Annotated in this window: 21 protein-coding genes and 1 riboswitch; of the genes, 8 read left to right on the top strand and 13 right to left on the bottom strand. The window is 63.5% G+C overall.

Features of this window, described 5'->3' with window-relative positions; genetic code table 11:
* The first annotated feature begins 184 nt into the window (after window positions 1–184).
* Window positions 185–1,579 carry a nucleobase:cation symporter-2 family protein gene (locus tag AC1DUY_RS13040; protein ID WP_478114752.1) on the top strand — a complete coding sequence of 465 codons (1,395 nt, stop codon included), beginning with the start codon at window positions 185–187 and terminating at the stop codon, window positions 1,577–1,579.
* Between the two features lie 179 nt (window positions 1,580–1,758).
* On the opposite strand, the gene AC1DUY_RS13035 is transcribed toward AC1DUY_RS13040, so the two are convergent.
* The 6 genes from AC1DUY_RS13035 to AC1DUY_RS13010 form a co-directional block, all read right to left on the bottom strand.
* Window positions 1,759–2,532 (bottom strand): substrate-binding domain-containing protein, encoded by a 774-nt coding sequence (locus tag AC1DUY_RS13035; protein WP_478114750.1) that lies wholly within the window; start codon window positions 2,530–2,532, stop codon window positions 1,759–1,761.
* A 185-nt stretch (window positions 2,533–2,717) separates the two neighbouring features.
* Window positions 2,718–3,605, bottom strand: a complete 888-nt coding sequence (uraD, locus tag AC1DUY_RS13030) for a 2-oxo-4-hydroxy-4-carboxy-5-ureidoimidazoline decarboxylase (RefSeq protein ID WP_089265269.1) — start codon at window positions 3,603–3,605, stop codon at window positions 2,718–2,720.
* Between the two features lie 24 nt (window positions 3,606–3,629).
* On the bottom strand, window positions 3,630–4,565 hold the full coding sequence (puuE, locus tag AC1DUY_RS13025; protein ID WP_478114748.1) for an allantoinase PuuE: 936 nt from the start codon (window positions 4,563–4,565) through the stop codon (window positions 3,630–3,632).
* Window positions 4,565–4,978, bottom strand: a complete 414-nt coding sequence (locus tag AC1DUY_RS13020) for a DUF3830 family protein (RefSeq protein ID WP_068735441.1) — start codon at window positions 4,976–4,978, stop codon at window positions 4,565–4,567. The genes puuE and AC1DUY_RS13020 overlap by 1 nt, the downstream gene beginning before the upstream one ends.
* A 991-nt stretch (window positions 4,979–5,969) precedes the next feature.
* On the bottom strand, window positions 5,970–6,239 hold the full coding sequence (locus AC1DUY_RS13015) for a hypothetical protein (RefSeq protein ID WP_478114745.1): 270 nt from the start codon (window positions 6,237–6,239) through the stop codon (window positions 5,970–5,972).
* A 120-nt stretch (window positions 6,240–6,359) separates the two neighbouring features.
* Complete coding sequence (locus AC1DUY_RS13010; RefSeq protein ID WP_068734329.1) at window positions 6,360–6,602, bottom strand: hypothetical protein; 243 nt, start codon at window positions 6,600–6,602, stop codon at window positions 6,360–6,362.
* Between the two features lie 137 nt (window positions 6,603–6,739).
* Between AC1DUY_RS13010 and AC1DUY_RS13005 the strand changes: the two genes are divergently transcribed.
* The 5 genes from AC1DUY_RS13005 (at window position 6,740) to AC1DUY_RS12985 (ending at window position 12,907) form a co-directional block, all read left to right on the top strand.
* Window positions 6,740–8,035: an O-acetylhomoserine aminocarboxypropyltransferase gene (locus AC1DUY_RS13005; RefSeq protein ID WP_478114743.1), complete on the top strand. Its 1,296-nt coding sequence runs from the start codon at window positions 6,740–6,742 to the stop codon at window positions 8,033–8,035.
* A gap of 3 nt (window positions 8,036–8,038) precedes the next feature.
* Window positions 8,039–8,827 (top strand): alpha/beta fold hydrolase, encoded by a 789-nt coding sequence (locus tag AC1DUY_RS13000; protein WP_184518939.1) that lies wholly within the window; start codon window positions 8,039–8,041, stop codon window positions 8,825–8,827.
* A 48-nt stretch (window positions 8,828–8,875) separates the two neighbouring features.
* Window positions 8,876–9,079, top strand: a riboswitch (cobalamin riboswitch).
* A gap of 32 nt (window positions 9,080–9,111) precedes the next feature.
* Window positions 9,112–11,109 (top strand): TonB-dependent receptor plug domain-containing protein, encoded by a 1,998-nt coding sequence (locus AC1DUY_RS12995; RefSeq protein WP_478114741.1) that lies wholly within the window; start codon window positions 9,112–9,114, stop codon window positions 11,107–11,109.
* Window positions 11,103–12,128, top strand: coding sequence for a FecCD family ABC transporter permease (locus AC1DUY_RS12990; protein ID WP_478114739.1), 1,026 nt, complete (start codon window positions 11,103–11,105; stop codon window positions 12,126–12,128). Before AC1DUY_RS12995 ends, AC1DUY_RS12990 begins: the two co-directional genes overlap by 7 nt.
* On the top strand, window positions 12,125–12,907 hold the full coding sequence (locus AC1DUY_RS12985; protein WP_478114737.1) for an ABC transporter ATP-binding protein: 783 nt from the start codon (window positions 12,125–12,127) through the stop codon (window positions 12,905–12,907). The genes AC1DUY_RS12990 and AC1DUY_RS12985 overlap by 4 nt, the downstream gene beginning before the upstream one ends.
* A 12-nt stretch (window positions 12,908–12,919) precedes the next feature.
* On the opposite strand, the gene cobD is transcribed toward AC1DUY_RS12985, so the two are convergent.
* A complete protein-coding gene (gene cobD, locus AC1DUY_RS12980) occupies window positions 12,920–13,906 on the bottom strand; it encodes a threonine-phosphate decarboxylase CobD (RefSeq protein WP_478114735.1) in 987 nt (328 codons plus the stop codon).
* A 9-nt stretch (window positions 13,907–13,915) separates the two neighbouring features.
* On the opposite strand from cobD, the gene AC1DUY_RS12975 reads away from it, so the two are divergent.
* Window positions 13,916–14,779, top strand: a complete 864-nt coding sequence (locus tag AC1DUY_RS12975; RefSeq protein ID WP_478114733.1) for an ABC transporter substrate-binding protein — start codon at window positions 13,916–13,918, stop codon at window positions 14,777–14,779.
* The gene (gene cbiB, locus AC1DUY_RS12970) at window positions 14,779–15,747 is read left to right on the top strand and encodes an adenosylcobinamide-phosphate synthase CbiB (RefSeq protein WP_478114731.1); all 969 of its coding nucleotides are present in this window, start codon (window positions 14,779–14,781) and stop codon (window positions 15,745–15,747) included. The genes AC1DUY_RS12975 and cbiB overlap by 1 nt, the downstream gene beginning before the upstream one ends.
* Here cbiB and AC1DUY_RS12965 read toward each other — a convergent pair.
* From AC1DUY_RS12965 to AC1DUY_RS12940, 6 genes are read right to left on the bottom strand one after another with little or no spacing between them, the layout of a single operon-like run.
* A complete protein-coding gene (locus AC1DUY_RS12965; RefSeq protein ID WP_478114729.1) occupies window positions 15,720–17,207 on the bottom strand; it encodes a cobyric acid synthase in 1,488 nt (495 codons plus the stop codon). The genes cbiB and AC1DUY_RS12965 overlap by 28 nt on opposite strands.
* Window positions 17,207–17,833: a cob(I)yrinic acid a,c-diamide adenosyltransferase gene (cobO, locus tag AC1DUY_RS12960; protein WP_478114727.1), complete on the bottom strand. Its 627-nt coding sequence runs from the start codon at window positions 17,831–17,833 to the stop codon at window positions 17,207–17,209. Before cobO ends, AC1DUY_RS12965 begins: the two co-directional genes overlap by 1 nt.
* Window positions 17,830–21,552, bottom strand: a complete 3,723-nt coding sequence (cobN, locus tag AC1DUY_RS12955; RefSeq protein WP_478114725.1) for a cobaltochelatase subunit CobN — start codon at window positions 21,550–21,552, stop codon at window positions 17,830–17,832. The genes cobO and cobN overlap by 4 nt, the downstream gene beginning before the upstream one ends.
* A 15-nt stretch (window positions 21,553–21,567) precedes the next feature.
* The gene (cobW, locus tag AC1DUY_RS12950) at window positions 21,568–22,581 is read right to left on the bottom strand and encodes a cobalamin biosynthesis protein CobW (RefSeq protein ID WP_478114723.1); all 1,014 of its coding nucleotides are present in this window, start codon (window positions 22,579–22,581) and stop codon (window positions 21,568–21,570) included.
* Window positions 22,582–23,112 (bottom strand): bifunctional adenosylcobinamide kinase/adenosylcobinamide-phosphate guanylyltransferase, encoded by a 531-nt coding sequence (gene cobU / locus AC1DUY_RS12945; protein ID WP_478114721.1) that lies wholly within the window; start codon window positions 23,110–23,112, stop codon window positions 22,582–22,584.
* Window positions 23,109–23,558, bottom strand: coding sequence for a DUF1636 family protein (locus AC1DUY_RS12940; RefSeq protein WP_089265284.1), 450 nt, complete (start codon window positions 23,556–23,558; stop codon window positions 23,109–23,111). Before AC1DUY_RS12940 ends, cobU begins: the two co-directional genes overlap by 4 nt.
* Between the last annotated feature and the right edge of the window lie 88 nt (window positions 23,559–23,646).

Below are 23,646 nucleotides of genomic sequence, written 5' to 3'. Positions count from 1 at the left end.
GTGGCAACCGGGGAACTTCGGTCGCCGGGCAATATATTGAGCAATGCTCACTTTCGAGCAACCTTCGTGCCACCGGTCGCCACACCAACGGGGCGAAATGGCTTTCAGCGGCGTCTGGCACGAGGTTTGTATCTGACGATCATAATGCCACGATATTTCATCACCTAAGTAAGGGGCTAGATCAATGACAGAGAGCGTCCATCCCGTCGACGAGGTCCTCCCGACCCCGCGCCTGCTCGCGCTGGGCCTGCAGCATGTTCTGGTCATGTATGCCGGCGCCGTGGCGGTGCCGCTCATTATCGGCCGCGCCCTGAAGCTGCCGCCGCAGGACGTCGCCTTCCTGATCTCCGCCGACCTGTTCGCCTGCGGCCTGGCGACCCTGGTCCAGTGTATCGGCTTTCCCGGCGTCGGCATCCGCCTGCCTGTCATGATGGGCGTCACTTTCGCCTCGGTCGGCCCGATGCTGTCGATGGCCACCGCCCCGGAGATCGGCCTGCTCGGCATCTATGGCTCGGTCATCGCTGCCGGAATCTTCGGCATCCTTGTCGCGCCTTTCATCAGCCGGCTGCTGCCGCTGTTTCCACCGGTAGTCACCGGCACCATCATCATGGTGATCGGCATCTCCCTGATGCGCGTTGGTATCAACTGGGCTGGTGGCGGACTACCCATGTTCACAAAGATGATCGATGGCGTTCCGCACACGTTCCCCAATCCGGCTTACGGCCAGTTGCAGGGGCTCGGCATCGCGCTGTTCGTGCTGGTCGTGATCCTTGCTTTGATCAAATGGGGCACCGGCTTTCTGTCCAACGTCTCGGTGCTGCTCGGCATCATCGCCGGCGCCATCCTCGCCAGCCTGCTCGGCGTGATGCATTTCGACAAGGTCGGCACCGCCGGCTGGGTCGATATCGTGCTGCCGTTCCATTTCGGCATGCCGCAATTCCATCTCGTGCCCATCGTCACCATGTGCATCGTGATGATCGTGGTGATGATCGAGTCCCTCGGCATGTTCCTGGCGCTCGGCGAGATGACCGACAAGAAGGTCGACAGGGACGCACTGACCAAGGGCCTGCGCGCCGACGGCGTCGGCACGTTCCTCGGCGGCATCTTCAACACCTTCCCCTATACGTCGTTCTCGCAGAATGTCGGCCTTGTCGGCGTCACCGGCGTGCGTTCGCGCTGGGTCACCATTGCCGGCGGCGGCATCATGCTGGTGCTCGGTCTGCTGCCGAAGATGGCCGCTTTGGTAGAGTCCGTGCCGCAGGTCGTGCTCGGCGGCGCCGGCCTCGTGATGTTCGGCATGGTCGCGGCCACCGGCGCACGCATCCTCACCGCGGTGGACTTCAAGACCAACCAGCGCAACCTGTTCGTGGTCGCCATCTCCGTCGGTTTCGGCATGATCCCGCTGGTGTCGCCGAATTTCTTCAAGGCACTGCCGCACAACCTGCATCCGCTGCTGGAGTCGGGCATCCTGCTTTGCGCGCTGGTGGCCGTGATCCTGAACGCGTTCTTCAACGGCGTCAGCAGTGCGGAGACGGCGAAAGCAGAAGCCGCGGGCGTGGCTGCGGCTGCGATGCATTAGTTTGCCTCTTAACCTCTCCCCGCTTGCGGGGAGAGGTCGACGTCCGCATGCGAAGCATGTGGGCGTCGGGTGAGGGGGACTCTCCGCGAACGCCACGGCTCGTGGAGAGTCCCCCTCATCCGTCGTCGCTTCGCGACGCCACCTTCTCCCCGCAAGCGGGGAGAAGGCAAACAGCCGCCTCACTTCACCTTGGGCTCGAGCCCGCTCGCCACGATCACAGGCGCGGCCTGTTTCGAGGACAGAAACGCGATCAGCGCCTTGCCCGCATCAGGCTGCGGCGCATTGCTCGCAAGCCCCGCCGAGAACACGGTGATCTTCTGCAGCTCCGCCGGCAGCGGGCCGACGATCTCGATGCCCTTGACCGGCTTCAATTCGCTGATCTGCTGAAAGCCGATCTCCGCTTCGCCCCGGGCGACGATCTCGCCCACCGGCGTCGCCGGGATCTTGCGCGCCTTGTCCTTCATGGCGTCGGCAATGCCGAGCTTCTCGAACATCTCCTTGCTGACATACACACCGCTGGCGCTGTCTGAATAGGCCACGGTCCGCGTCTTCAGCAGCGCCACCTTCAGCGTATCTGCCGAGGACAGGTCCGGCTTCGGCGCGCCCTCCTTCACCGCCACTCCGATCGGCGAATCCGCGAGATCGACGCGGCTGTCGGCGATCACCTTGCCCTTGCTGACGAGATCACCCAACGCATAGCCCACCATGATCAGTACATCGGCCGGCTCGCCGCGCGCCAGCCGCATCGGGATCGCCTGCGGCGTCTCGCCCATCGACGGCCCATAGGCCGTGACGACGGTGTTGCCTGTCGCCTTTTCGAATTGCGGCACCAGTTGCTTGTAGGCTGCCGTGAAGCCGCCGGAGATCATCACATGGACTTCGGAGGCGAAGGCGCTGGGCGTCGAGGCGACGGCGCAGCCGAGCACGAGCAGCGAACGAATGATGTGGCGCATGGTGTCTCTCCCGCTTGACGTCTTTTTTTCTTATCCTCTCCCCGCTTGCGGGGAGAGGTCGACTGGAACGCGCGAAGCGCGTGGAAGTCGGGTGAGGGGGAGCCAGTGTTTTACTCGCTGGCTCCCCCTCATCCGTCGTCGCTTCGCGACGCCACCTTCTCCCCGCAAGCGGGGAGAAGGAAACCTTAGCTCCCCCGATAGGTCCCATAGCTCCACGGCGTCACCAGCAACGGCACGTGGAGATGGCCTTCGGGTTCATAGACCGAAAAGCGCAGCGGGATCTCGTCGAGGAACGGCGGATCGGACATCGGCACGCCCCGCTCCGCAAAATAGCTGCCGACCTTGAAGGTCAGTTCATAGCGTCCGATCGGCACCGGGCGGCCGCCGATCAGCGGCACATCGGTGCGGCCATCGTGATTGGTCAGCGTGCGCGCAATCACGCGGCTGACGCCGAGCTTCGACAATTCGACAAGCTCGACCGAAATCCCGGCCGCAGGTCTGCCGCTATGGGTATCCAGCACATGGGTCGAGAGCCGGCCATGCACCTGCAGGCGATCCGGCCCGTCGACCAGCAGATCGGTGCGCAATGCCGCGATCTTGCAGATTTCGGCGACCGATGCGGTGACCTCGGCGGCCGGGTCGTTGGGCAACCGCTTCTCGAAATCCGCCAGGATGGAATCCTTGGTGTGGCGGCGAACGCAGACGATATAGGGGAAGCCGAACTTCGCACGATAGGCATTGTTGACGCGATCGAAGGCGGCGTATTCGGCTTCCGAGAGCCGGTCGAGCCCGACGCTGTTCTGCTCGGCATTGGATTCCGCCGTCAGGAGATCGCCGCGTTGCGTTTTATCGGCAAGGTCTGGATGCGCCTTGATCAGCGCCAGCCGCTGGCCTGCAGCTGCCTCCTCGACCACCCCACGCATCGCGGCGAACAACTGCTTCACGCCCGCGAAAGGCCGGCTGTCCGCGGCCTTCTCCGCAATCCACGGCGAATATTCGAAGATATTCGCCAGCGCTGCGACGAAATCCGCTTTGCTGCAGGCGTTGAGTTCGTCGAGCGTCTTCTCTGTCATGACAGGGTCTATCCCAATCCTGGTCTATCCGATGGCACGGGCGTCGGCGGCGAGATGTTTCAGATTGGCGTGCCAGTGCTCGGCGATATCAAGACGCGTCGGCACCCAAACGCGCTCGTGGCTCGCGATGTAATCGAGGAACCGCATCAGCGACGCCGCACGTCCGGGCCGCCCGACGACGCGGCAATGTAGGCCCACGGTCATCATCTTCGGCGACGTCGCGCCTTCGGCATACAGCACATCGAACGAATCCTTCAGGTAGGTGAAGAACTCGTCGCCGCCACCAAAACCCTGCGGATTGACGAAACGCATGTCATTGGCATCGAGCGTATAGGGAATGATGAGCTGCGGTTCGCTGGGCCCCTTGATCCAGTACGGCAGATCGTCGGCATAGGAATCGCACAGATACTTGAAGCCGCCGGCTTCCATCAGCAGACGAATGGTGTTGATGGAACTGCGGCCGGTGTACCAGCCGGTCGGGCGCGCGCCGGTCGCCTCGGTATGCACGCGGATCGCCTCGGCAATCTCGAAGCGCTCCTCGGGCTCCGACATATCCTTGTGCTCGATCCACTTCAGACTGTGGCTGGCGATATCCCATTTCGCCTCCTGCATCGCGGCGACGATTTCGGGATTGCGTTGCAGCGCTGTCGCGACGCCGAAAACCGTTGTCGGCATATTGCGCTCGGTGAACATCCGCCACAGCCGCCAGAAGCCGGCGCGCGAGCCATATTCGAACATGGATTCGATATTGGCATGGCGCTGGCCCGGCCAGGGCTGCGCACCCAGCACGTCGGACAGGAACGCCTCCGAGGCCCGATCGCCATGCAGGATGTTGTTCTCGCCGCCCTCTTCGAAATTGACGACGAACTGCACCGCCACGCGCGCGCCACCCGGCCATTTCGGATCGGGCGGATTGCGGCCGTAGCCGCGGAGATCGCGGGGATAGTCGCTCCCGGCCATCAGACCATCTCGAAACGAACGGGTTGCGCACCCTTCCAGAGCACGGTCTTGCCCATCTCTTTCAGATTTTCGAGGTTCGAGGTCAGCGTAATGAAATGATTGCCGGCGAGCTGACCCATCTTGCTGGCGAAATGCACGCCGCTATAGGCCAGCAGGATCTCGGTCTCGCTGATGCCGCCCGGATACAGGATGATGTGGCCCGGCGCCGGGAACGACGTGTGGTTCTCATAGGGCACGCCGAAATCGAGATCGCCAAGCGGCATCCAGACGCCCTCGCCGCTCCAGCGCACATGGATCGCCTGGCTGACGAACGGCATCGCCTTCTTGAAGGCGGCGACGGTCTTGGGGGCGTCCTTCTCCTCGAATTTTGCGTCGAAGGTGAAGTCGCCGACATGGACTTTGAGCTGGCTCATCCGTGGAATCTCGTAATTGGAGTGACTGACAGTGATCCATCCAGATTGCAGCAGAGGGCGAAAGAAGCAAGCCGCAGTTTTCGGCGGTCCAACACCGTCATTCCGGGGCACGCCAATTGGCGTGTCGGAGGGCGAGGTTTCGGCGCAGCCGAGAGTGCGAACTTGGCCTCCCGACCCACTCTCGTCATTCCGGGGCGCGGCCGGCACTTGCCGGACGCGAACCCGGAATCTCAGAGAGTTTTGCGCTGAACTGGTCGAGATTCCCCGCCACTCCAATTGGAGTGGCTGAGGTTCGTCTGCGCGACGGCGCGCATCCGCCCTCAGGCAAACCAATTGGTTTGCCGGGGAATGACAGTTTGGAGCGGCAAGACAGCGCCAAACATATTTTCCTATCTTCCATTGACAACATCCCTTCTTGGATTATATTCCCTCGCGTCCGGCCCCGATGAGAGGGGCGAGCGCGATCGTCACGTTCGCGGGGCTGGATGCGGTGGACGCCGGAGATGCGGCGTTACGCGGTTTGGGGGTGACGTCTGTCTTCGGGCAGGACGGATCTGCGCCAGCACTGCCACTGGCATGGAGACGGCCGGGTTTGAGATGGAAAGACTCCCTGGACAGTGTAATGGACGACCAAATCGAAACGCGTCCGGCCAACTGTCTGAGGCCCCCTGTCCCTTCGTGGACACTAATAGTGGCAACGGATCGATCGCCACGGCGAAGCGCAGACAAGCCGAAAAAACACCGTATGCGGAACGCCGGGCACTATCTTTGCCCCGCGCCTTCCGAAAGTCCTGATGCACTCTCAATTGCGGAAGACCGCATTCGCATCAGGCCCAAGGGTGCAACGGGCACCCGGCGTTCCGCACGCCCTCTCATAGGGGGCGAGGTGGGAATGCTCATAGCTCGGACGCGCAAGCGCCGCGAGAATGCGAACGCATGTTTTCAGGACAGTGGCTGTTTGAAATTTGAATCCTGCAATGATGCGCTGCCGCTATCGTTCATCACTCAGCGGTGGCTTGAACGTCAGCGGTGATTCCATCGCACGCTGCCTCGCGCGATCGACGGCCTGTGCAAAATCCTGCGCATCGAACCATGGCTCATCGCGCATCAACGCATCCAGATCCTCGTTCCAGATCTGCGACACCTCGATATCGAACTTCATATTGTATTTCTGGCTGACAGCCTGAATCCCGTAACCGGTAACGGCCCATTGCTTGCCGAGCCAAAACACATCCCGATGCAGCACCACGTCTACGCCCAATCTCGTCCGGTATCGTACAGAGACGAAAAGAACCCCAACCTGATGAGGGTGAGGCTCTACTGAACCGGTCTAGTCCATCAAATTTTAGCAACATCGTCCAGCGTTGAGAACAACGCCGATCTAGATGCGACCATTCTCGTTCGGCGGCTGTGGGTGCTGCGCCTTCTGCGCCCGTTCCGCATCGGCCTTGTTGGCCTCGTGGCGTCCGATCACGCACCCCGCAACGACGCCGACCTTGCCATGTCCTGCATAGTGGCCGGCGATTCCGCCAATGATCGCGCCTTTGATACAGCCTTTCGCCTCGGCCGCAACCGATGAAAACGCGAGACCCGCAACCGCAGTGCACAGCAGCAATTTCTTCATGATAACTCTCCCGCGTGATCGACCTCCTATAAGTCGCCGCTCCGCATTTCGTTCCATCAGTTGAAATATCGCCGACTCACACTCGCATCCGATTCGTGCCATAGATGGCGCAAATTGCGTCCAGGGATAAAACGACCATGCCAGCACCCAAACCGCCTGCTTTCGAAACGCTGAGTCTGCATGCCGGCCAGCATCCGGACGCAATCACCGGCGCGCGCGCCGTGCCGATCTACCAGACCACATCCTACGTGTTTCAGGATTCGGATCACGCTGCTGCGCTATTCAATCTCGAACGTGCCGGCCACATCTATACGCGCATTTCCAATCCGACGACCGCGGTACTGGAAGAGCGCCTCGCCGCACTCGAGAATGGCGTCGGCGCGGTGTGCACGGCATCAGGTATGGCGGCGCTGCACCTCGCCATCGCCACATTGCTCAATGCCGGCGATCACATCGTGGCGTCGTCCTCGCTCTATGGCGGCACCATCAACTTGCTGGCGCATACGCTGCCGCGCTTCGGCATCACCACGAGTTTCGTCAAGCCGCGCGATCTCGACGCCTTCAAGGCAGCGATCAAGCCGACCACGAAACTGGTGATCGGCGAGACCATCGGCAATCCCGGCCTCGAAGTGCTCGACATTCCCGCCGTCGCCGACATCGCCCACGCCGCAAAGATCCCGCTGCTGATCGACAATACTTTCGCGACGCCGTTCCTGTCGCGGCCGATCGAACTCGGCGCCGATATCGTGATGAACTCCGCCACCAAATGGATCGGCGGCCACGGCATCGCTATCGGCGGCGTCATCGTCGATGGCGGCCGCTTCGACTGGCACGCATCCGGCAAATTCCCGCAGCTGACCGAACCCTATGCCGGCTATCACGGCATCGTCTTCGACGAGCAGTTCGGCGCTGCCGCCTTCATCATGCGCGCCCGCACCGAGGGCCTGCGCGATTTCGGCGCGTGTCTCTCGCCGACCAATGCATTCCAGCTGCTGCAAGGCGTCGAAACGCTGGGCATTCGCATGGAGCGCCATGTGGCCAATACCCATGCGGTGCTGGCGGCGCTCACGGCCAACAAGGCGGTCGACTGGGTGCTACATCCGTCGCTGGAGAACCATCCGGATTACCAACTCGCGAAACGCCTGCTGCCGCGCGGCGCCGGCTCCATCGTCTCGTTTGGTATCAAGGGCGGCCGCAATGCCGGCCGCAAGTTCATCGAAGCGCTGAAGCTGACCAGCCATCTTGCCAATGTCGGTGACGCCAAGACACTGGTCATTCATCCCGGAAGCACCACGCATCAGCAAATGGACGCCGAGCAGCTCAAGGCCGCCGGCATCGGCGAGGAGCTGATCCGTCTCTCCATCGGCATCGAAGCCGCCGATGACATCATCGATGACCTCGCGCAGGCGCTGCGCATCTCGCAGAAGGGCTGAGTGATGCAACTCACCGTCAACGGTCACGAGACCTATATCGCGAATGGCGGCCGCGCATTCGATCCTTCCCTGCCCGTGGTCGTGATGATCCACGGCGCCGGCTTCGATCACTCGACATGGGCGCTGCATACGCGCTGGTTTGCGCATCATGGCTTCGCCGTACTGGCGCCGGATCTGCCCGGCCATGGTCGCTCACAAGGTGAAGCGCTCACGACCATCGCCGATCTCGCAGACTGGACAGCAGCATTGATCGAGGCAGCGGGCACAAAGACTGCGCGGCTGATCGGCCATTCCATGGGCTCGCTGATTGCGCTGGAGACCGCAGCGCGGCATCCCCGTAAAGTCACGCGCCTCGACCTGATGGGCACGGCAGGGACGATGACCGTCGGCCCGGATCTGTTGAAGGATGCCGAAGCCAATCAGCACTCCGCCATCGACATGGTGTCGATCTGGGGGCTCGGCTTTCGCGCCGAACTCGGCGGCAGTCTCGCGCCGGGGTTGTGGATGCATAGCGGCGCGCAGCGCGTGCTGGAAGCCACGAAGCCGGGCGTGCTGTTCGCCGATCTCAACGCCTGCAATACATACCAGAATGCGCTGACTGCTGCGGCCCAGCTCGAAATCCCGGTCACGCTCATCCTCGGCGAGCGGGACATGATGACTCCCGCCAAGGCTGGCAAGACCCTGGCCGCCGCCTTGAAAAACGCCCGCACGGTGATTCTGCCGGGCACTGGCCACATGATGATGGTCGAGCGCCCCGACGACGTGCTCGCCGCGCTACAGCACGAGCAATAGAGTCTAGAAGTCTTCGATGACTGTTGCACCGCGCGGCGCGCTGTGCTTCCTGTCCTCTCAGTTATCGGTGCCTCCGCGAGGAGGTGAAACGGGAATGCGGTGCGGGGAAATATCCCCTATGCCGCGGCTGCCCCCGCAACTGTAAGCGGCCATTCCGGGTCCACAAAGCCACTGAATTTGCATCGCAGATTCGGGAAGGCGGACCGGGAGACCACCGCGAGCCAGGAGACCGGCCGGTAACGAGTTTCACACTCGTTCGACGGTGGGTCGACGGAAGGGGTTAAATGACTATCCGGAATTTGGCCGCAGGCACTGCGGCCGTTGTTGTTCTGTCCTGCTCTCACAGTGCTGCGCATGCGCAGTCCAGTGCCGAGCAGCTCTCCGAAATCGTGGTGACGGCGGACAGAGCACCCGAACAACTCAATCGCACTGGCAGTTCGATCAGCGTGGTGTCGGGCGAGACCATTGCGACCAGCAATCCCGGCTCGCTGGTCGATGCGCTGCGCACCGTGCCCGGTCTCGACATCACCGAAACCGGCGGCCCTGGCGGCACCACCAATGTCCGCCTGCGCGGCGGCAACACCGGCCAGACGCTGGTGATGATCGACGGCATCCGCGTCAATGATCCCACGGCGGCGTCCGGCGATTTCGAATTCGCCATGTTCACGCCTTCGGCGATGGAGCGCATCGAAGTCCTGAAGGGCCCGCAGAGCGCACTCTATGGATCAGACGCCATGGGCGGCGTGATCAATATCATTACCAAGAAGGGCTCGGGCCCTGCGCAAGTCAATGTGCGCACGGAAGCCGGCAGCTATGGCACTGTCGTCACGCAGGGATCGCTGACCGGCTCCAACGGTCCGTGGTCCTACGCTTTCACAGGTGGCGGTCAGCATTCGAACGGTTTCTCGCGCTTCGGCTATCGCATCCCTCAGTTTGAAGCGCTGTACCCCAATCTCGAACGCGACGGCTTTGATCGCGTCGGCGGATCGGCCAGGATCGGTTACGATGCCGGCGAGGGCATCCGGCTGGAAGCCGGCTTCGTGTCATCCTTCACGCGAGCCGCCTATGACGGCACTTTCAGTCCGACGTCGAGAGCGGTGCAGCTTCCCGACACGCCTTCAAATGTCACGCGCCTGCTTCAAACCGTTTACGGTCGCGCCTCACTGGATTCATTCGGCGGCATTCTCACGCATAATGTCACCGTGTCGAACACGCATACCGAGCGTTCGAACTATGACGTAACCTATCGCACCAACATGCTGCCGCAGAACACCACGACCAATATTCTCGACTACAATGGTGACAGCCTCGGCGCAGAATATCAGGCAAACCTGAAGTTCGGCGCATTTGGCTCGCTCATCTACGGCGCCAAGACGCAGAGCGAGACAGCCAAGACCTACACGACCGCCATCCTGCCGATACCGGCCGCTATCACACCCGCGCTGGCGAAACGCCAAGATACCAATTCGGTCTTCGCGCTGTGGTCGGTCCCCGTAGGCGAACGTCTCAACATCACATTGGGCGGCCGCGTGGACGACGTCGTGGATGTCGGGCGCTTCGAGACATGGCGTGCCACGGCCGCCTATACGATTACAGAAACCAGCACTAAGTTCCACGCCAGCGCAGGTACCGGCGCCAAGGCACCGACACTGTTCCAGCTGTATTCAACGGCAAACGGCACGCCGACGCTCAGCCCGGAGCAAAGCTTCGGCTACGACGCCGGCGTCGATCAGAGCCTTTTCAACGGCCGCGTGGTGGTCTCGCTGACGGGCTTCTCGAACGACTACAGCAATCTGATCAACTTCGTGACGCCGACGGGAAGCCCCGGTTCGTGTCCCGTTGCCCAAACCACAGGCTGCTACATCAACGTCGCCCGCGCCGAAACGAATGGTCTCGAAGTTGGCGCCAATGTGGACGTTATTCCGGGCCTCATGAAGTTCAACGCAGCCTACACCTACCTGCACGCGCAAGATCTCGGCAATGATACAGTGCTGGCACGGCGGCCGAAGAACTTCGCCCGCTTCGCACTCACCATCACGCCCACCGACAAGTGGATGATCGAGCCACGCGTAACCACGGTGTCGAAGCGCTTCAGCAGTGCCAATCAGGTCGGTCAGGTCGATGCCTATACCCGCGTCGATCTCTATACCGAGTACAAGATCGATGCGAACTGGAAGGTCTTCGCCCGCGGCGAGAACATCCTGAATGAGCATTATCAGGAAGTGCTGAACTTCGGCACCACGGGGCCTGCGGCTTACGCAGGCTTCAACGCCACATGGTAACCGCAGCGCCAGCAGCACAACGCCGAACGATCGCGACCATCGCGCTCGTCGGTCTCGTCACGCTGCTGGCACTCGGCTCGCTCGGCACGGGACCTGTCAAACTCTCGCCGCTGACGGTGCTCGATGCATTGTTCGGCGGCGGCAGCGACGTGCAGCAGATCATCGTGCGCGAAATCCGCTTGCCGCGCGCGATCCTCGCACTGGCCATCGGCGCGATTCTCGGCCTGTCCGGTGCCGCGCTGCAGGGCTTGCTGCGCAATCCCCTCGCCTCGCCTTCGCTGTTCGGCGCGCCGCAATCGGCGGCCTTCGGCGCGGTGCTGATGATCTCGCTCGGTTTGGCCGATGTCCGCTCATGGGCGCTGCCTGTTGCCGGCATCACGATGGCGTTCCTGTCGGTCTTCGTGCTGCTCGGCATCGCCGGCCGCAATGCGGGCCTGTTGCTGCTGATCCTCGCCGGTCTCGCAATCTCCAGTCTCGCCGGGGCCGCGACGGCGCTGGTGATGAACCTGTCGCCCAATCCCTTTGCCGCACTTGAGATCGCGTTCTGGCTGCTCGGCTCGCTGGAAGACCGCAGCTTCCGTCATGTCACGCTGGCGCTGCCGTTCATTGTCGCCGGCGCGATCATTTTGATGAGCCAGCGCTCGGCCTTTCGTGCATTGAGCCTCGGCGAAGAAACCGCACAGAGCCTCGGTGTCCATGTGAGCCGCCTGCGCCTGCTGGTAATTCTTGGCGTCGCGCTCGGCGTTGGCGGCGCTGTTGCTGTCACCGGCACGATCGGCTTCATCGGCCTCATCGCGCCGCATCTGATGCGCCCGATCATCGGTCACGATCCCGCACGATTGCTGATTCCGAGCGCCCTGACCGGCTCGGCGCTGTTGCTGGCCGCGGATATCGCCGTGCGCATCATCCCGTCGACCACAGACATCAAGGTCGGCGTCCTGACATCGATCATCGGCGTGCCATTCTTCCTCTATCTCATCATGCGCGAGCGGCGCGCACTAGGCGGAGGCGTGGCATGAGCGATCAGGCGCTGCTGACCGCGAGCCATCTGAGCGTCACGCTCTCTGGCCGCCCCGTGCTGCACGACGTCTCGCTCTCACTGAGCGCCCGGCATCTCGTCGCTTTGGTCGGCCCGAACGGCGCCGGCAAGACAACGCTGCTGCGCGCATTGGCAGGCTTGCAGTCGTCCATTGGCGCGATCCATGTCGCCGGCGATACACTAGCGTCCTTGTCGCTCCGCGAGCGCGCAAAACGCTTCGGCTATCTGCCGCAAGGCCATGTCGTGCATTGGCCGCTCGACGTGAAGGACGTCGTCGCCCTCGGCCGCTATCCGCATGGCGCCACCGATCCGGCGCGGCTGACATCATCGGACAAGGCTGCGGTCGAGCGCGCAATGCGGGCAACGGACATCGTCGCCTTTGCCGATCGGCGTGTGACCGAGCTCTCCGGCGGCGAACGCAGCCGCGTCGCGCTCGCACGCGTCCTCGCTGTCGAGGCACCGATCGTGCTGGCGGATGAGCCGACCGCATCGCTCGATCCGCGTTACCAGATCGATGTCATGACAAATCTGCGCGACGTTGCCGACAGCGGCGTGCTGGTGATCGTGGTGACCCACGATCTCGGCCTCGCAGCACGCTTTGCCGATACGGTGCTGGTGATGTCCGACGGGCGCCTCGCTGCGCAGGGCGCGCCGCGACAGGCGCTGTCCGATGACATCGTCGCCAATGTGTTCCGCATCAGCACCTATCGCGCCGAACACCGGAACGAAACGATTATCCTCCCCTGGGCGGGAGTCTGAGCGATGTGGCGGTTATTTCGCCAGCGCAGAAGCAAGCCGGCTCAGAGCAGCCGCGTCGGGCGGCAAGCCGAAGCGCAGCAGCTCATGACTCCAGTCGAAGTGGCGACACCAGATCTGCTGCCGGGCCAATGCGGCATGCCATTTCAAAGCGTCAGCATGTCGCGCCAACCTGTACAGCGGCGTGCCGCCGACAATCTCGAAACCGGCATCGGTCAACACATTGTCCAGCTTAATGCTCTGCGCGACCAGCGCGACGCGGGTCTGCGTGGCCCAGCGCTCGTCACGCAAAGCGGCCGCGCCGATGACCTGCGCCGGTCCGGAACAGGCCCAGGGGCCGATGGCAGTCGCGATACGCTGCGCGATCAGCGGCGCCGCAAGCGCGAAGCCGAGACGCAGGCCCGCGAGACCATAGAATTTTCCGAACGAGCGCAGGATCGCTACCGGCAGTGTCGCACACAGGCCGGCCGCGCTGATCGCGGGATCGACATCGGCGAAGGCTTCATCAATCACCAGCCAGCCGCCGCGTCGCTGCAGGGTTTCCGCAACATCGGCGAGTTCATCGCGCGTGGCGACGCGCCCGTCAGGATTGTTGGGATTGACGATCACCACATGCTTGGCATGATCCGGCAGCGCGCCGAGGCTGCCGATCACACCAACCTCATGTCCGCCCGCGCGCCAGGCCGCGACATGCTCGTTATAGGTCGGCCCGACAATGGCAACGGCGCCAGGCGCAGCGAGATGCGGCAGCCACTGGATCAGAGCCTGCGTACCGGCAGCAGCAACGACATCGACGTTATCGGGCACGTGGTAGGCGCTGCGCGCGGCGGACAGCAGCGACTGTTCGTCGGCGCGCGTCGGCAGGCGTTCCCAAAGATGGCTCGGCAGGTTGGCAGGAATCGGCCACGGCCATGGATTGATCCCGGTCGAGAGATCGAGCCATTGGTCCGGCGCACCGCCGAATTCCGCCATCGCCTGCGTGAGATCGCCACCATGTTTCATGCCTGTGTCATGCCATCATATCGGGCGAAGCGCGAGAGGCTTTGGCCGCTCGCCGCTACGGCACTCGCGCTGCTCGCATGGGCGCCGCTGCAGGCCAGTGCTACGGAGCAGCCACGCATCGCCTCGATCAATCTCTGCACCGATCAACTGCTCGTCACCCTCGCCGATCCCGAGCAGATTTTGGGCCTCAGCCCCTATGCACGCGATCCGTTCCGCTCCTGGGACAAGGACAAGGCGAAGGCGTTCCGCCTACTGTCCGGCGAGGCCGAGGACGTGCTGGCGCTAAAGCCGGATGTCGTTGTTGCCGGCCGCTTCACCAAGCGCGCGACCCGTGAACTCCTGAAGGACAAGGGACTGAAGGTCACCGAATTCGATCCCGCCCGCTCGCTCGACGACGTCAAGAAACAGCTCCGCCAGATGGGCGCGCTGGTCAAGCATCCGGAGCGTGCTGAAGCCGAAATAGCGAAACTGGATACCGCAATCGCGCAGGCCCATGCCGCCGTACAGCGCAAGCCGTTGCGCGTGCTGGCGGTGTCGCGGCGCGGCTGGGTGTCCGGCGGCGAGAATCTCACGACGTCGCTGCTCTCGGCCGTCGGCCTGCGCAATGCCGGCGGCGAACTCGGCCTCAAGGCCGGCGGTTTCGCCTCGCTGGAGGCGATCGTCACGCTGAGGCCCGATCTGCTGCTGGTCACCGACAGTACCGATTTCGCCGAAGACGAAGGCCGCGCCTTCCTGCTGCATCCCGCACTGGAGAAATTCTATCCAGCATCGAAGCGACTGGTTCTGCCCGAACGCCTCACCGCCTGCGGCGGTCCGACCATGGTGGAAGCACTCGACCGATTGGCCGCCGAAATCAGCCGCGTGGCGCCCTGATGCTGGTGCATGGCGACGCGCTCCTGCTGGTGGTCGCCGCGCTGCTGCTCGATGCCGTGATCGGCGATCCCGACTGGCTGTGGCGCCGCGCACCGCATCCCGTGGTCTGGATCGGCAGCGGCATCGGCTGGCTGGAACGCCGGCTCAACCCTGAGAGCTGGTCGCGTCGGCAGCGCAAGCTGGCAGGCGTCGTCACCATCATCGCGCTAGTCAGTGTCGCAATGCTTGTCGGCGGACTGCTCGCCGATCTCCTCAACGACGACTGGATCGGCTTTGCAATCGAAGCCCTGATTGCCTCGACACTGATTGCGCAACGCAGCCTGTATCAGCATGTGGCCCGCGTGCGTCGCGCTTTCTCCGAGGGTGGATTGCCGACGGCGCGACAGGCCGTCGCCATGATCGTCGGCCGCGATCCCGAGCGGCTTGATGAAGGCGGCGTGGCACGCGCGGCGATCGAATCCACCGCCGAAAATTTCTCCGACGGCATTGTCGCGCCGGTGTTCTGGCTGGCATTGCTCGGATTGCCCGGCCTGATCGCCTACAAGGCCATCAACACGGCCGACTCCATGATCGGCCATCGCAGCACGCGCTATATCGATTTCGGTTGGGCCGCCGCGCGGCTCGACGATCTCGTCAATCTGATCCCGGCGCGCCTGTCGGGAATATTGGTCGCGCTCGCTGCGCCGGTTGCACGGGGATCAATCATCGCGTCATTGAAGATCATGCTGCGCGACGCCGGAAAGCATCGCTCGCCCAATGCCGGCTGGCCGGAAAGCGCCATGGCTGGCGCGCTCGGAATCGCGATCGCTGGACCGCGCGTCTATGCCGAGGGCGCCGTCAACGATCCCTATCTCAATGCCGAAGGCCGAACCGCAGCGTCTGACGACATCGGCCCGGCACTTCGCGTGTTCGTCGCAGCCTGCGTCTTGCAAGCCGCAATCTATGCTGCGCTGGCGCTGCTGCTGTGACGACTGCGGGCAATCTCGATCAGCCGATCGATATCGAGATGCTTTTCGCAATGATCGGCCAGCGCATCGAGCGCGGCTTCAATCTGCGCGTCATAGGCCAGAGACGAGGCAATGCCGAGATTGGCCAGCCATGCCTTGCGGAACGCATCGCCGGTGAACAAGCCATGGACATAAGTGCCCTGCACCCGTCCATCGACTGACGCAGCACCATCAGGTCGTCCATCGATCATCAGCAGCGGCCGCGCGCAGTCGTCACCCTCGCTGCGACCGAGATGAATTTCGTAGCCTTCGATTGCGGCGCCAGTCGTACAATGCGTTCCTGCCACCAGCGTGGTGGACTTGTCGGCGCTCATCAGCGTCGCGATATCGAGCAGGCCGAGCCCTTCCACAGTGCCTGGTGGACCATCGACGCCATCGGGATCGGCAATCGTACGGCCGAGCATCTGGTAGCCTCCGCACAGGCCGAGCACATGACCACCGCGGCGCACATGCGCCTTGATGTCGATATCCCAGCCCTGCGCACGCAGGAAGGCGAGATCGCCGATGGTAGATTTACTACCGGGAATGATGATCACGTCGGCATTGCCCGGAATGGCTTCGCCCGGCCTGATGAAGACAAGCTTCGCGCCGGGCTCCATGCCAAGCGGATCGAGATCGTCGAAATTGGCGATCCGCGCCAGCACCGGCACCGCGATGATACGGGTCGATGACGAGGCATGGGTGCGATCGAGATCGACGGCATCCTCGGCGGGCAGGAATGCCGCCTGCGGCAGCCATGGCAACACGCCGATGGATGGCCAGCCGGTCAGCCGCGTGATCGCGGTGAGGCCATTGTCGAACAGGCTTGGATCACCGCGAAACTTGTTGACGATGAAGCCGTGGATGCGCGCACGCTCCTCCGCCTCAAGCACCAGATGCGTGCCGGCCAGGCTCGCAATGACGCCGCCGCGATCGATATCACCGGCGAGCACCACCGGAATGTTGGCCGCGGCAGCAAAGCCCATATTGGCGATGTCGCCGGCGCGCAGATTGATCTCGGCCGGGCTGCCGGCGCCCTCGATGAGAACGATGTCCGCCTGATCGGCGAGCAGCGAAAAACTTTCGAGCACGGCGGGCAGCAATGCGGCCTTCTTCTCCAGATAGTTCTTCGCCCGCAGCGTGCCCCAGCGCTTGCCCTGCACGATCACCTGAGCGCCGGTGTCCGTCTCCGGCTTCAGCAGCACCGGATTCATGTGGACACTTGGCGGCAATCTGGCGGCCCGCGCCTGCACCGCCTGCGCGCGGCCGATCTCGCCGCCATCGACCGCGACAGCAGCATTGTTCGACATGTTCTGCGGCTTGAACGGTGCCACCTTCAAGCCACGCCGCACCAGTGCCCGCGCGAGGCCAGCGATGATCGTCGACTTCCCGGCATTAGAGCCGGTCGCCTGGATCATCAGCGCGGGCGTATTCAGGTTCATCAGAACTCGATGCCCTTCTGGCCCTTGATGCCTGCGCGGAACGGATGCTTGATCAGCGTCATCTCGGTGACCAGATCGGCCATCTCGATCAGCTCGGGCTTGGCGTTCCGGCCGGTGATGACCACGTGCTTGTTGGCCGGCTTCTCGTCGCGCAGGAAGGTCAGCACCTCGTTGAGATCGAGATAGTCGTAGCGCAGCACGATATTGAGTTCGTCGAGCAGCACCAGGCGATGGCGGTCATCGCGGATCATTTCTTTGGCGCGCTCCCAGCCCGCGGTCGCGGCAGCAATGTCGCGTTCGCGGTCCTGCGTGATCCAGGTGAAGCCCTCGCCCATGATGTGCAGCGTGACGAGATCCGGGAAGGTCTTCAGCAGCCGCGCTTCGCCGGTGTCCCATTCCGGTGACTTGGTGAACTGCACGATGCCGACGGGATAGCCGTGACCGATATGGCGGAACACCATGCCCAGCGCTGCCGAGGTCTTGCCCTTGCCGGTGCCGGTATGGACGATCAACAGGCCTTTCTCGCCGACCTTGGTCGCCATGATTTTGTCCTTGGCGGCCTTGTGCTTGGCCGCCTTGATCTTGTGGCGGGCATTTTCTTCATCGTCGTGGGCGAGTTCGGTCATGCGATTTCCTTTGCGATCTCTTTGTGTGCCCGCGGCAGAAGTTCGGCAATCAGATCAGCTGCGCGATTGGAACGCGGCGTCCACAGGCCCCTGCGCATCGCTTCCGCGAAGCGCGCCGCCGTCTCGCGCAGCGCCGCGGGATTGGCGGAGGCCATAAAGCCGCGAACCTCGTCACTCTCCAGATAGGAGGAGAATAGCTGATCAAAGTGATGATTGGCGACGGCATTGGTGGAGGCCGCGAAACCGAACAGATAATCAACCGTGGCCGCGATCTCGAACGCGCCTTTGTAGCCGTGGCGCATCACGCCGGCGATCCATTTCGGATTGGCGCCGCGGCCGCGCACCACCCGCGAAATCTCATGTGCCAGCGGCCGGGCAATCGGCGCTTCCGGTCGCGAGGTATCGATATGGGCGACACGCGGCGCCGAGCCACGCAGCGTCTGCACCGTCGCCGCGAGGCCGCCGATGAACTGGTAATAGTCGTCGGAATCCAGAATGTCGTGCTCGCGATTGTCCTGCGCCTGCGCGATGAGATCGACGCCCCTCAACCGTTCGGCGAATTCGCCTCGCGCGTCCTCGCCATCGGTTCCACCGCCATAGGCATAGCCGCCCCAATCGAGATAGACCTCGGAAATGTCGGCACGATTACTCCAGCCGCCCTCATCCATCAGCGCCTGCAGGCCCGCACCATAAGCGCCAGGCTTGGAGCCGAACACACGGCGCGTCGCCTGCCGCCGCGCAATCTCGCAGGTCATGCCACCAGCTTCTAGCGTACGGGCACGCGCGCGGACATTGGCCGCAATGGGATTGGCGTCGTCGGGTTCGTCGAGTTCGGCCACAGCGCTCACGGCGGAGCCGATGATGTCCATCTGGGTCGGGAATGCATCGCGGAACAGGCCGGAGACACGGAAGGTCACATCCACGCGTGGGCGCTTCAGTTCCGACAGTGGCGTGATCGCAAAGCCGGTGACACGGCCCGAGGTTTCCTCCCACAGCGGCCGGGCGCCGATCAGCGCGAGCGCCTGCGCGACATCGTCACCGCCAGTGCGCATATTCGCGGTGCCCCAGGCCGACAGCGCGATCGCGCGCGGCCATTCGCCGGCCTCCTGCCAATAGGATTCGACGAGCCGTTCTGCCGCAAGTTGCCCGATACGCCAGGCGGATGGCGTCGGCACGGCGCGGACATCGACCGCGAAGAAGTTACGTCCGGTCGGCAGCACATCGGGGCGTCCACGCGTTGGCGCGCCAGATGGACCGGGCCGCACGAACTGCCCGTCGAGTCCTCCGAGGAATGCGGCCGTCTCCGCGCCACCGCAGGCATCGATGGCGGGTCGCAGTTTCGTAATGATCCAGCCGAGCACCGCGGTGGCGCGCGTCCAGGCGGGATCGCAGGGCAGCTGGCCGGAGACAAGTTGCAGCGCCAGCCTTTCGATTCGTTCGACGGTGTCACCTGTGGTGCGCCACACCGCATCGCTGACATCGGCAAGAACACCGGGGCGCGGGCCGAGATAGTCATCGGCCATATCACGGGTCAGAGGGTCGAACGCACCAAGCCCGAGATCGGCAGCCAATGCGCGATGCAGTGACGCATCCTGCGGCTTGATATCGGAGCGTGGCAGGCGCGCGATGGACACCAGGAGATCATTGCGCTGGGCGTCCTCGGGCACGCGGCCAAAGATGTGCAGTCCGTCGCGGATCTGCATTTCCTTGAGATCGCAGAGATGCGCATCGAGCGCGCGCAGCGCCTCGCCCGTCGGTGTGTCGCGGGTGACATTGACGTCGGCATCAATCTGCTGCGCGCGGGCGAGCGACAGGATGTCTTCGGCGATCACGGCAGCGCGCTTGGGATCGAGATCGGTCGCCATGGCATATTCGTCGACCAGATTCTCCAGCCGCGCCAGATCGTCGTGCAATTCGGCCCGCGTCATCGGTGGTGTCAGGTGATCGATGATCACGGCGGAGGTGCGGCGCTTGGCCTGAATACCCTCGCCGGGGTCATTGACGATGAACGGATAAAGATGCGGTAGCGGACCGAGTACGGCATCGGGCAGACAATCGGCCGACAGGCCTGCGCTTTTCCCCGGCAGCCATTCGAGATTGCCGTGCTTGCCGAGATGCACCACCGCATGGGTATCAAAGTCGCGGCGCAGCCAGAAATAAAAGGCGAGATAGTGATGCGGCGGCACCAGATCGGGATCGTGATAGGTGCTCTTCGGATCGATATTGTAACCGCGTGCCGGCTGCACGCCGACAGTGATATTGCCGAAACGATGCAGGCCGAGACGGAATGCACCGTCGACCACATGCGGATCGTTCTCAGCTTTGCCCCAGCGTGACTCAATAGCCAGCCGCACATTGGTCGGCAGCGTCGCAAAGGCCGCGTGATACTCAGCCAGCGGCCACGTCATGCCACCGCTTCGCTCGGCGCGACCGGCAAGCGCATTCGTTGGACCCTGTTGCAACAGCTGCATCATGGCGGTCGTCGTGTCAGGCGCGTCACCAGTGCCGTAGCCGGCTTCGCGCATCGCGGCGATCACATCGATCAGGCTCTGCGGCGTATCGAGGCCGACGCCATTGGCAAGGCGTCCATCGCGATTGGGATAATTGGCCAGAATCAGCGCGACGCGTCGTTCGCACGCCGCAGCGCGGCGCAAGCGCACCCAGGCGCGCGCCAGATCAGCGGTCGCATCAATCCGATCCTGCACCGGCTGCAATGTTGTCGGCGCAAAGCCGCCGTCGCTGGCGCCACGTTCCTTGAAGGCGATGGCATTGGCGAAGATGCGGCCATCGACTTCCGGCAACACCACATGCATCGCCAGATCGCGCGGCGTCAGGCCGCGAGTAGAGGCTTCCCAGCTGGCCCGCGAGATACCTGCTTGCGCCACCTGCAGGATCGGGCAACCTGACGCCGACAACACGCCGGCATCGTCATGCGCGGTCGCTGTGGCGAAGGCCGTGGCGTTGATGATGATATCGGGCGGATAGGCCGCAAGCGCGGCGCGCAGGAATGCGGCGGAGCGCTCATCTTTCAGGCTGGTGACATAGAGGCAAACGGCATTGAGACCCCGCGCGCTCAAAGACAGACGTACCGCATCGATCGCGGCGGTGTCCCCACCTGCGACCAGCGCACGATAGAAGATCACGATGGCATTGGGCCGATCATCTGGTGTCGGTTCACTCGGCCAGAACCCGGCCGACGGCATCGGCCGCGCGGCGGGAGGTTGCTCTCCGTGACCGATCAGATGCGCGGCATAGCGCAGTGCCAGCTGCGCGTTGTCGACGCCGCCCTCGCTGCAATAGCGCCACAACGCATGGGTTTCGTCGCTGCTGACCGTGCCGCGGGCGGCCAGTTCGGCATTCCAATCCATCTCGCCGGGCAGGCAGGCGAACTTGCTACCGCGGCTCAGCGCGTCGCTGCGCAGACTCTCCACACCATGGGGCCAATAGCTGATGCCGCCGAGCATGCGCAGCACCACGATCTTCGCCTCAGCCAGCGTGCGCTCGACATAGAGATCGACCGACGCGGGATGACCGAGCGCCAGCATGTTGGTGAACCGCACGCTGGGGAAATCGCCCGGCAGTGTCGCATGCGCCGCATTGAACGCCGCCAGATCGCTGTCAGCCGCCGACAGCACGACGATATCGGCGGTGTCCTGCCCGAGATCGCGGGCGACGTCGCCGTCGTCAATGCTGCCGGAGGTATCGAGCTTCAGATGCATGCGGGTGAACCTGCGTTACCCGGCGAGTGCCTTTCGCACGGCGTCGCCGTCGAATCCCTTGAGGCCGATGACCACCAGATGCTCGGCCTGCATCACGTCCGGCCGGGCGAAGGCGAGTTCAACGCGAGCGCCGACGGCCTGCACCACGATCGGCGCGGGCTTGTCCGTAATGCGTGCATGACCCTTCACGCGCAGCACGCCATCGAGGCCAAGCGCGTCGCTGATGCGCGCACGCATCGCGTCGATGCTCGCAGCAGCGGTGGGTTTGACGACGATGCTGTCGAAATCGTCATGGTCGTGTTCTTCTTCCTCGCCGTGATGGCCGACACGAGCGGCCATGTCGTCCTCGGCGGCGGCATTGAGGCCGATCAGCACCGATGGCGCGAGATCGCCCTTCGAGCGCACGATGCTGACACCGGGGCGCAACACGGCTTTCAGCTTGGCTTCGATCTCGGCGAGTTTTTCCGGAGCGACGAGATCGCTCTTCGACAAAACCACTAGATCAGCGCAAGCGAGCTGGTCCTCGAACACTTCCTCGATGGGGTCGTCGTGTTCGATGCCTTCGTCCCTGGCGCGCTGTTCGGCAACAGCGTCTTCGTCCAGCGTGACACGGCCTTCAGAGAGCGCCAGTGCGTCGACGACAGTGACGACGCCATCGACAGTGGCGCGAGTCTTCACCGCCGGCCAGGCAAAGGCCTTCAACAGCGGCTGCGGCAGCGCGAGGCCGGAGGTCTCGATGACGATGGCATCGAGTGGACGCTCGCGCGACAGCAGCTTATCCATGGTCGGCACGAAGTCGTCGGCGACGGTGCAGCAGATGCAGCCATTGGTAAGCTCGACGATATCGCCGGGCGCACAGGCCTTTGCCGCGCATTCCTCGACCAGACCGCCATCGAAACCGGCATCGCCGAACTCATTGACGATCACGGCGATGCGGCGGCCATCGGCCTGGGTCAGCAGCGAGCGCAGCAGCGTGGTCTTGCCGGCGCCGAGAAATCCGGTGAGGACGGTGACGGGAACGCGGGACATTCAATTCTCCTGGGAACGCTTGAGCCAGAGCGGAAGTCCGGCTGCGATGAAAGCAACATTCGGCACGGCGGCCGCGATGATCTGGTTGAGGCGGCCCTGCGCATCGCGAAAAGCGCGTCCGAGCGGTGTCTCCGGCACGAGACCGAGGCCGACTTCGTTGGACACGAACACGATCGGATAGCGCGAGACATCGAGAAAACGCACGAGGCGCTTCGCTTCAATCTCTGGATCGCGCTCGGCCAACATCAGGTTCGACAGCCACAGTGTCAGGCAATCCACCAGCACGACGCGTCCGACCGTGGCCTCGCGCGTCAGGGCATCGACAAGCGCGAGCGGCTCTTCCACGGTGATCCAGCCTTCGCCGCGCTGCTTGCGATGCTGCGCGATGCGGGCATGCATCTCGTCATCACCGGCCGTCGCAGTCGCAAGATAGACTTTGGTCAGGCCGATGCCATCGACCAGCCTCTCGGCGAAAGTTGACTTGCCGGACCGCGCACCGCCCAGCACCAACGTGGTGGAGACCGCGGTCATTTCGGCGCACGCCCATCTTCAGGCGACCAACGCATCGGCGGCACGCGCGCGACCATGCCCTTGCGCAGCACCTCGGCGCGCTCGCGCCATGGCACCAGGCCGTAGTCGGCCTTCTGATAGGACTCCACGAAAGACACCAGCGCCGCGCTGCCGCTATCGGTCTGCAGATCGCCGAACAGGAACGTGTAGCCATCAGGGCTCGTCACCGCGACGGTTGCTGGCCGCTTGCAGACGCTGAGACACTGCACCGGACGCACCATCACGGCGGCATCGCCATCGCCGAGCGCGGCCTTCACCGCATCGAACATGTCCGGCCCAACGATCGTGCCGGTTTCGGCGGCCTTGCAGCTGATGCACACACTCACGACAACGGGACCAGCCGGCACAGGGCGCGGCGGTTCGACCGAAATTTGCTCGCCAGAGATATCGGCGCTGTCGTGATCCATCACATGCTCAGTTCATGCCCTCGCGGGCCTACGAGCTTTGTTGGATCGCGCCGACAGCATGGCCGTCGGTTCGCTCCCGTCCGGTGCA

The organism is Tardiphaga sp. P4_G1 (assembly GCF_056401215.1).
This window is presented reverse-complemented; position numbering and strand designations above follow the sequence as displayed.

Bases quoted from the DNA above. Each gene is read 5' to 3' on its own strand.
- cobD (WP_478114735.1), bottom strand. From the start codon at position 13,906: ATGAAACATGGTGGCGATCTCACGCAGGCGATGGCGGAATTCGGCGGT.
- AC1DUY_RS13035 (WP_478114750.1), bottom strand. From the start codon at position 2,532: ATGCGCCACATCATTCGTTCGCTGCTCGTGCTCGGCTGCGCCGTCGCC.
- AC1DUY_RS13040 (WP_478114752.1), top strand. From the start codon at position 185: ATGACAGAGAGCGTCCATCCCGTCGACGAGGTCCTCCCGACCCCGCGC.
- puuE (WP_478114748.1), bottom strand. From the start codon at position 4,565: ATGGCCGGGAGCGACTATCCCCGCGATCTCCGCGGCTACGGCCGCAAT.
- AC1DUY_RS12995 (WP_478114741.1), top strand. From the start codon at position 9,112: ATGACTATCCGGAATTTGGCCGCAGGCACTGCGGCCGTTGTTGTTCTG.
- AC1DUY_RS13010 (WP_068734329.1), bottom strand. From the start codon at position 6,602: ATGAAGAAATTGCTGCTGTGCACTGCGGTTGCGGGTCTCGCGTTTTCA.
- uraD (WP_089265269.1), bottom strand. From the start codon at position 3,605: ATGACAGAGAAGACGCTCGACGAACTCAACGCCTGCAGCAAAGCGGAT.
- cobO (WP_478114727.1), bottom strand. From the start codon at position 17,833: ATGACCGAACTCGCCCACGACGATGAAGAAAATGCCCGCCACAAGATC.
- AC1DUY_RS12990 (WP_478114739.1), top strand. From the start codon at position 11,103: ATGGTAACCGCAGCGCCAGCAGCACAACGCCGAACGATCGCGACCATC.
- cobN (WP_478114725.1), bottom strand. From the start codon at position 21,552: ATGCATCTGAAGCTCGATACCTCCGGCAGCATTGACGACGGCGACGTC.
- cbiB (WP_478114731.1), top strand. From the start codon at position 14,779: ATGCTGGTGCATGGCGACGCGCTCCTGCTGGTGGTCGCCGCGCTGCTG.
- AC1DUY_RS12965 (WP_478114729.1), bottom strand. From the start codon at position 17,207: ATGAACCTGAATACGCCCGCGCTGATGATCCAGGCGACCGGCTCTAAT.
- AC1DUY_RS13020 (WP_068735441.1), bottom strand. From the start codon at position 4,978: ATGAGCCAGCTCAAAGTCCATGTCGGCGACTTCACCTTCGACGCAAAA.
- cobW (WP_478114723.1), bottom strand. From the start codon at position 22,581: ATGTCCCGCGTTCCCGTCACCGTCCTCACCGGATTTCTCGGCGCCGGC.
- AC1DUY_RS13005 (WP_478114743.1), top strand. From the start codon at position 6,740: ATGCCAGCACCCAAACCGCCTGCTTTCGAAACGCTGAGTCTGCATGCC.
- AC1DUY_RS12985 (WP_478114737.1), top strand. From the start codon at position 12,125: ATGAGCGATCAGGCGCTGCTGACCGCGAGCCATCTGAGCGTCACGCTC.
- AC1DUY_RS12940 (WP_089265284.1), bottom strand. From the start codon at position 23,558: ATGGATCACGACAGCGCCGATATCTCTGGCGAGCAAATTTCGGTCGAA.
- AC1DUY_RS13000 (WP_184518939.1), top strand. From the start codon at position 8,039: ATGCAACTCACCGTCAACGGTCACGAGACCTATATCGCGAATGGCGGC.
- AC1DUY_RS12975 (WP_478114733.1), top strand. From the start codon at position 13,916: ATGCCATCATATCGGGCGAAGCGCGAGAGGCTTTGGCCGCTCGCCGCT.
- cobU (WP_478114721.1), bottom strand. From the start codon at position 23,112: ATGACCGCGGTCTCCACCACGTTGGTGCTGGGCGGTGCGCGGTCCGGC.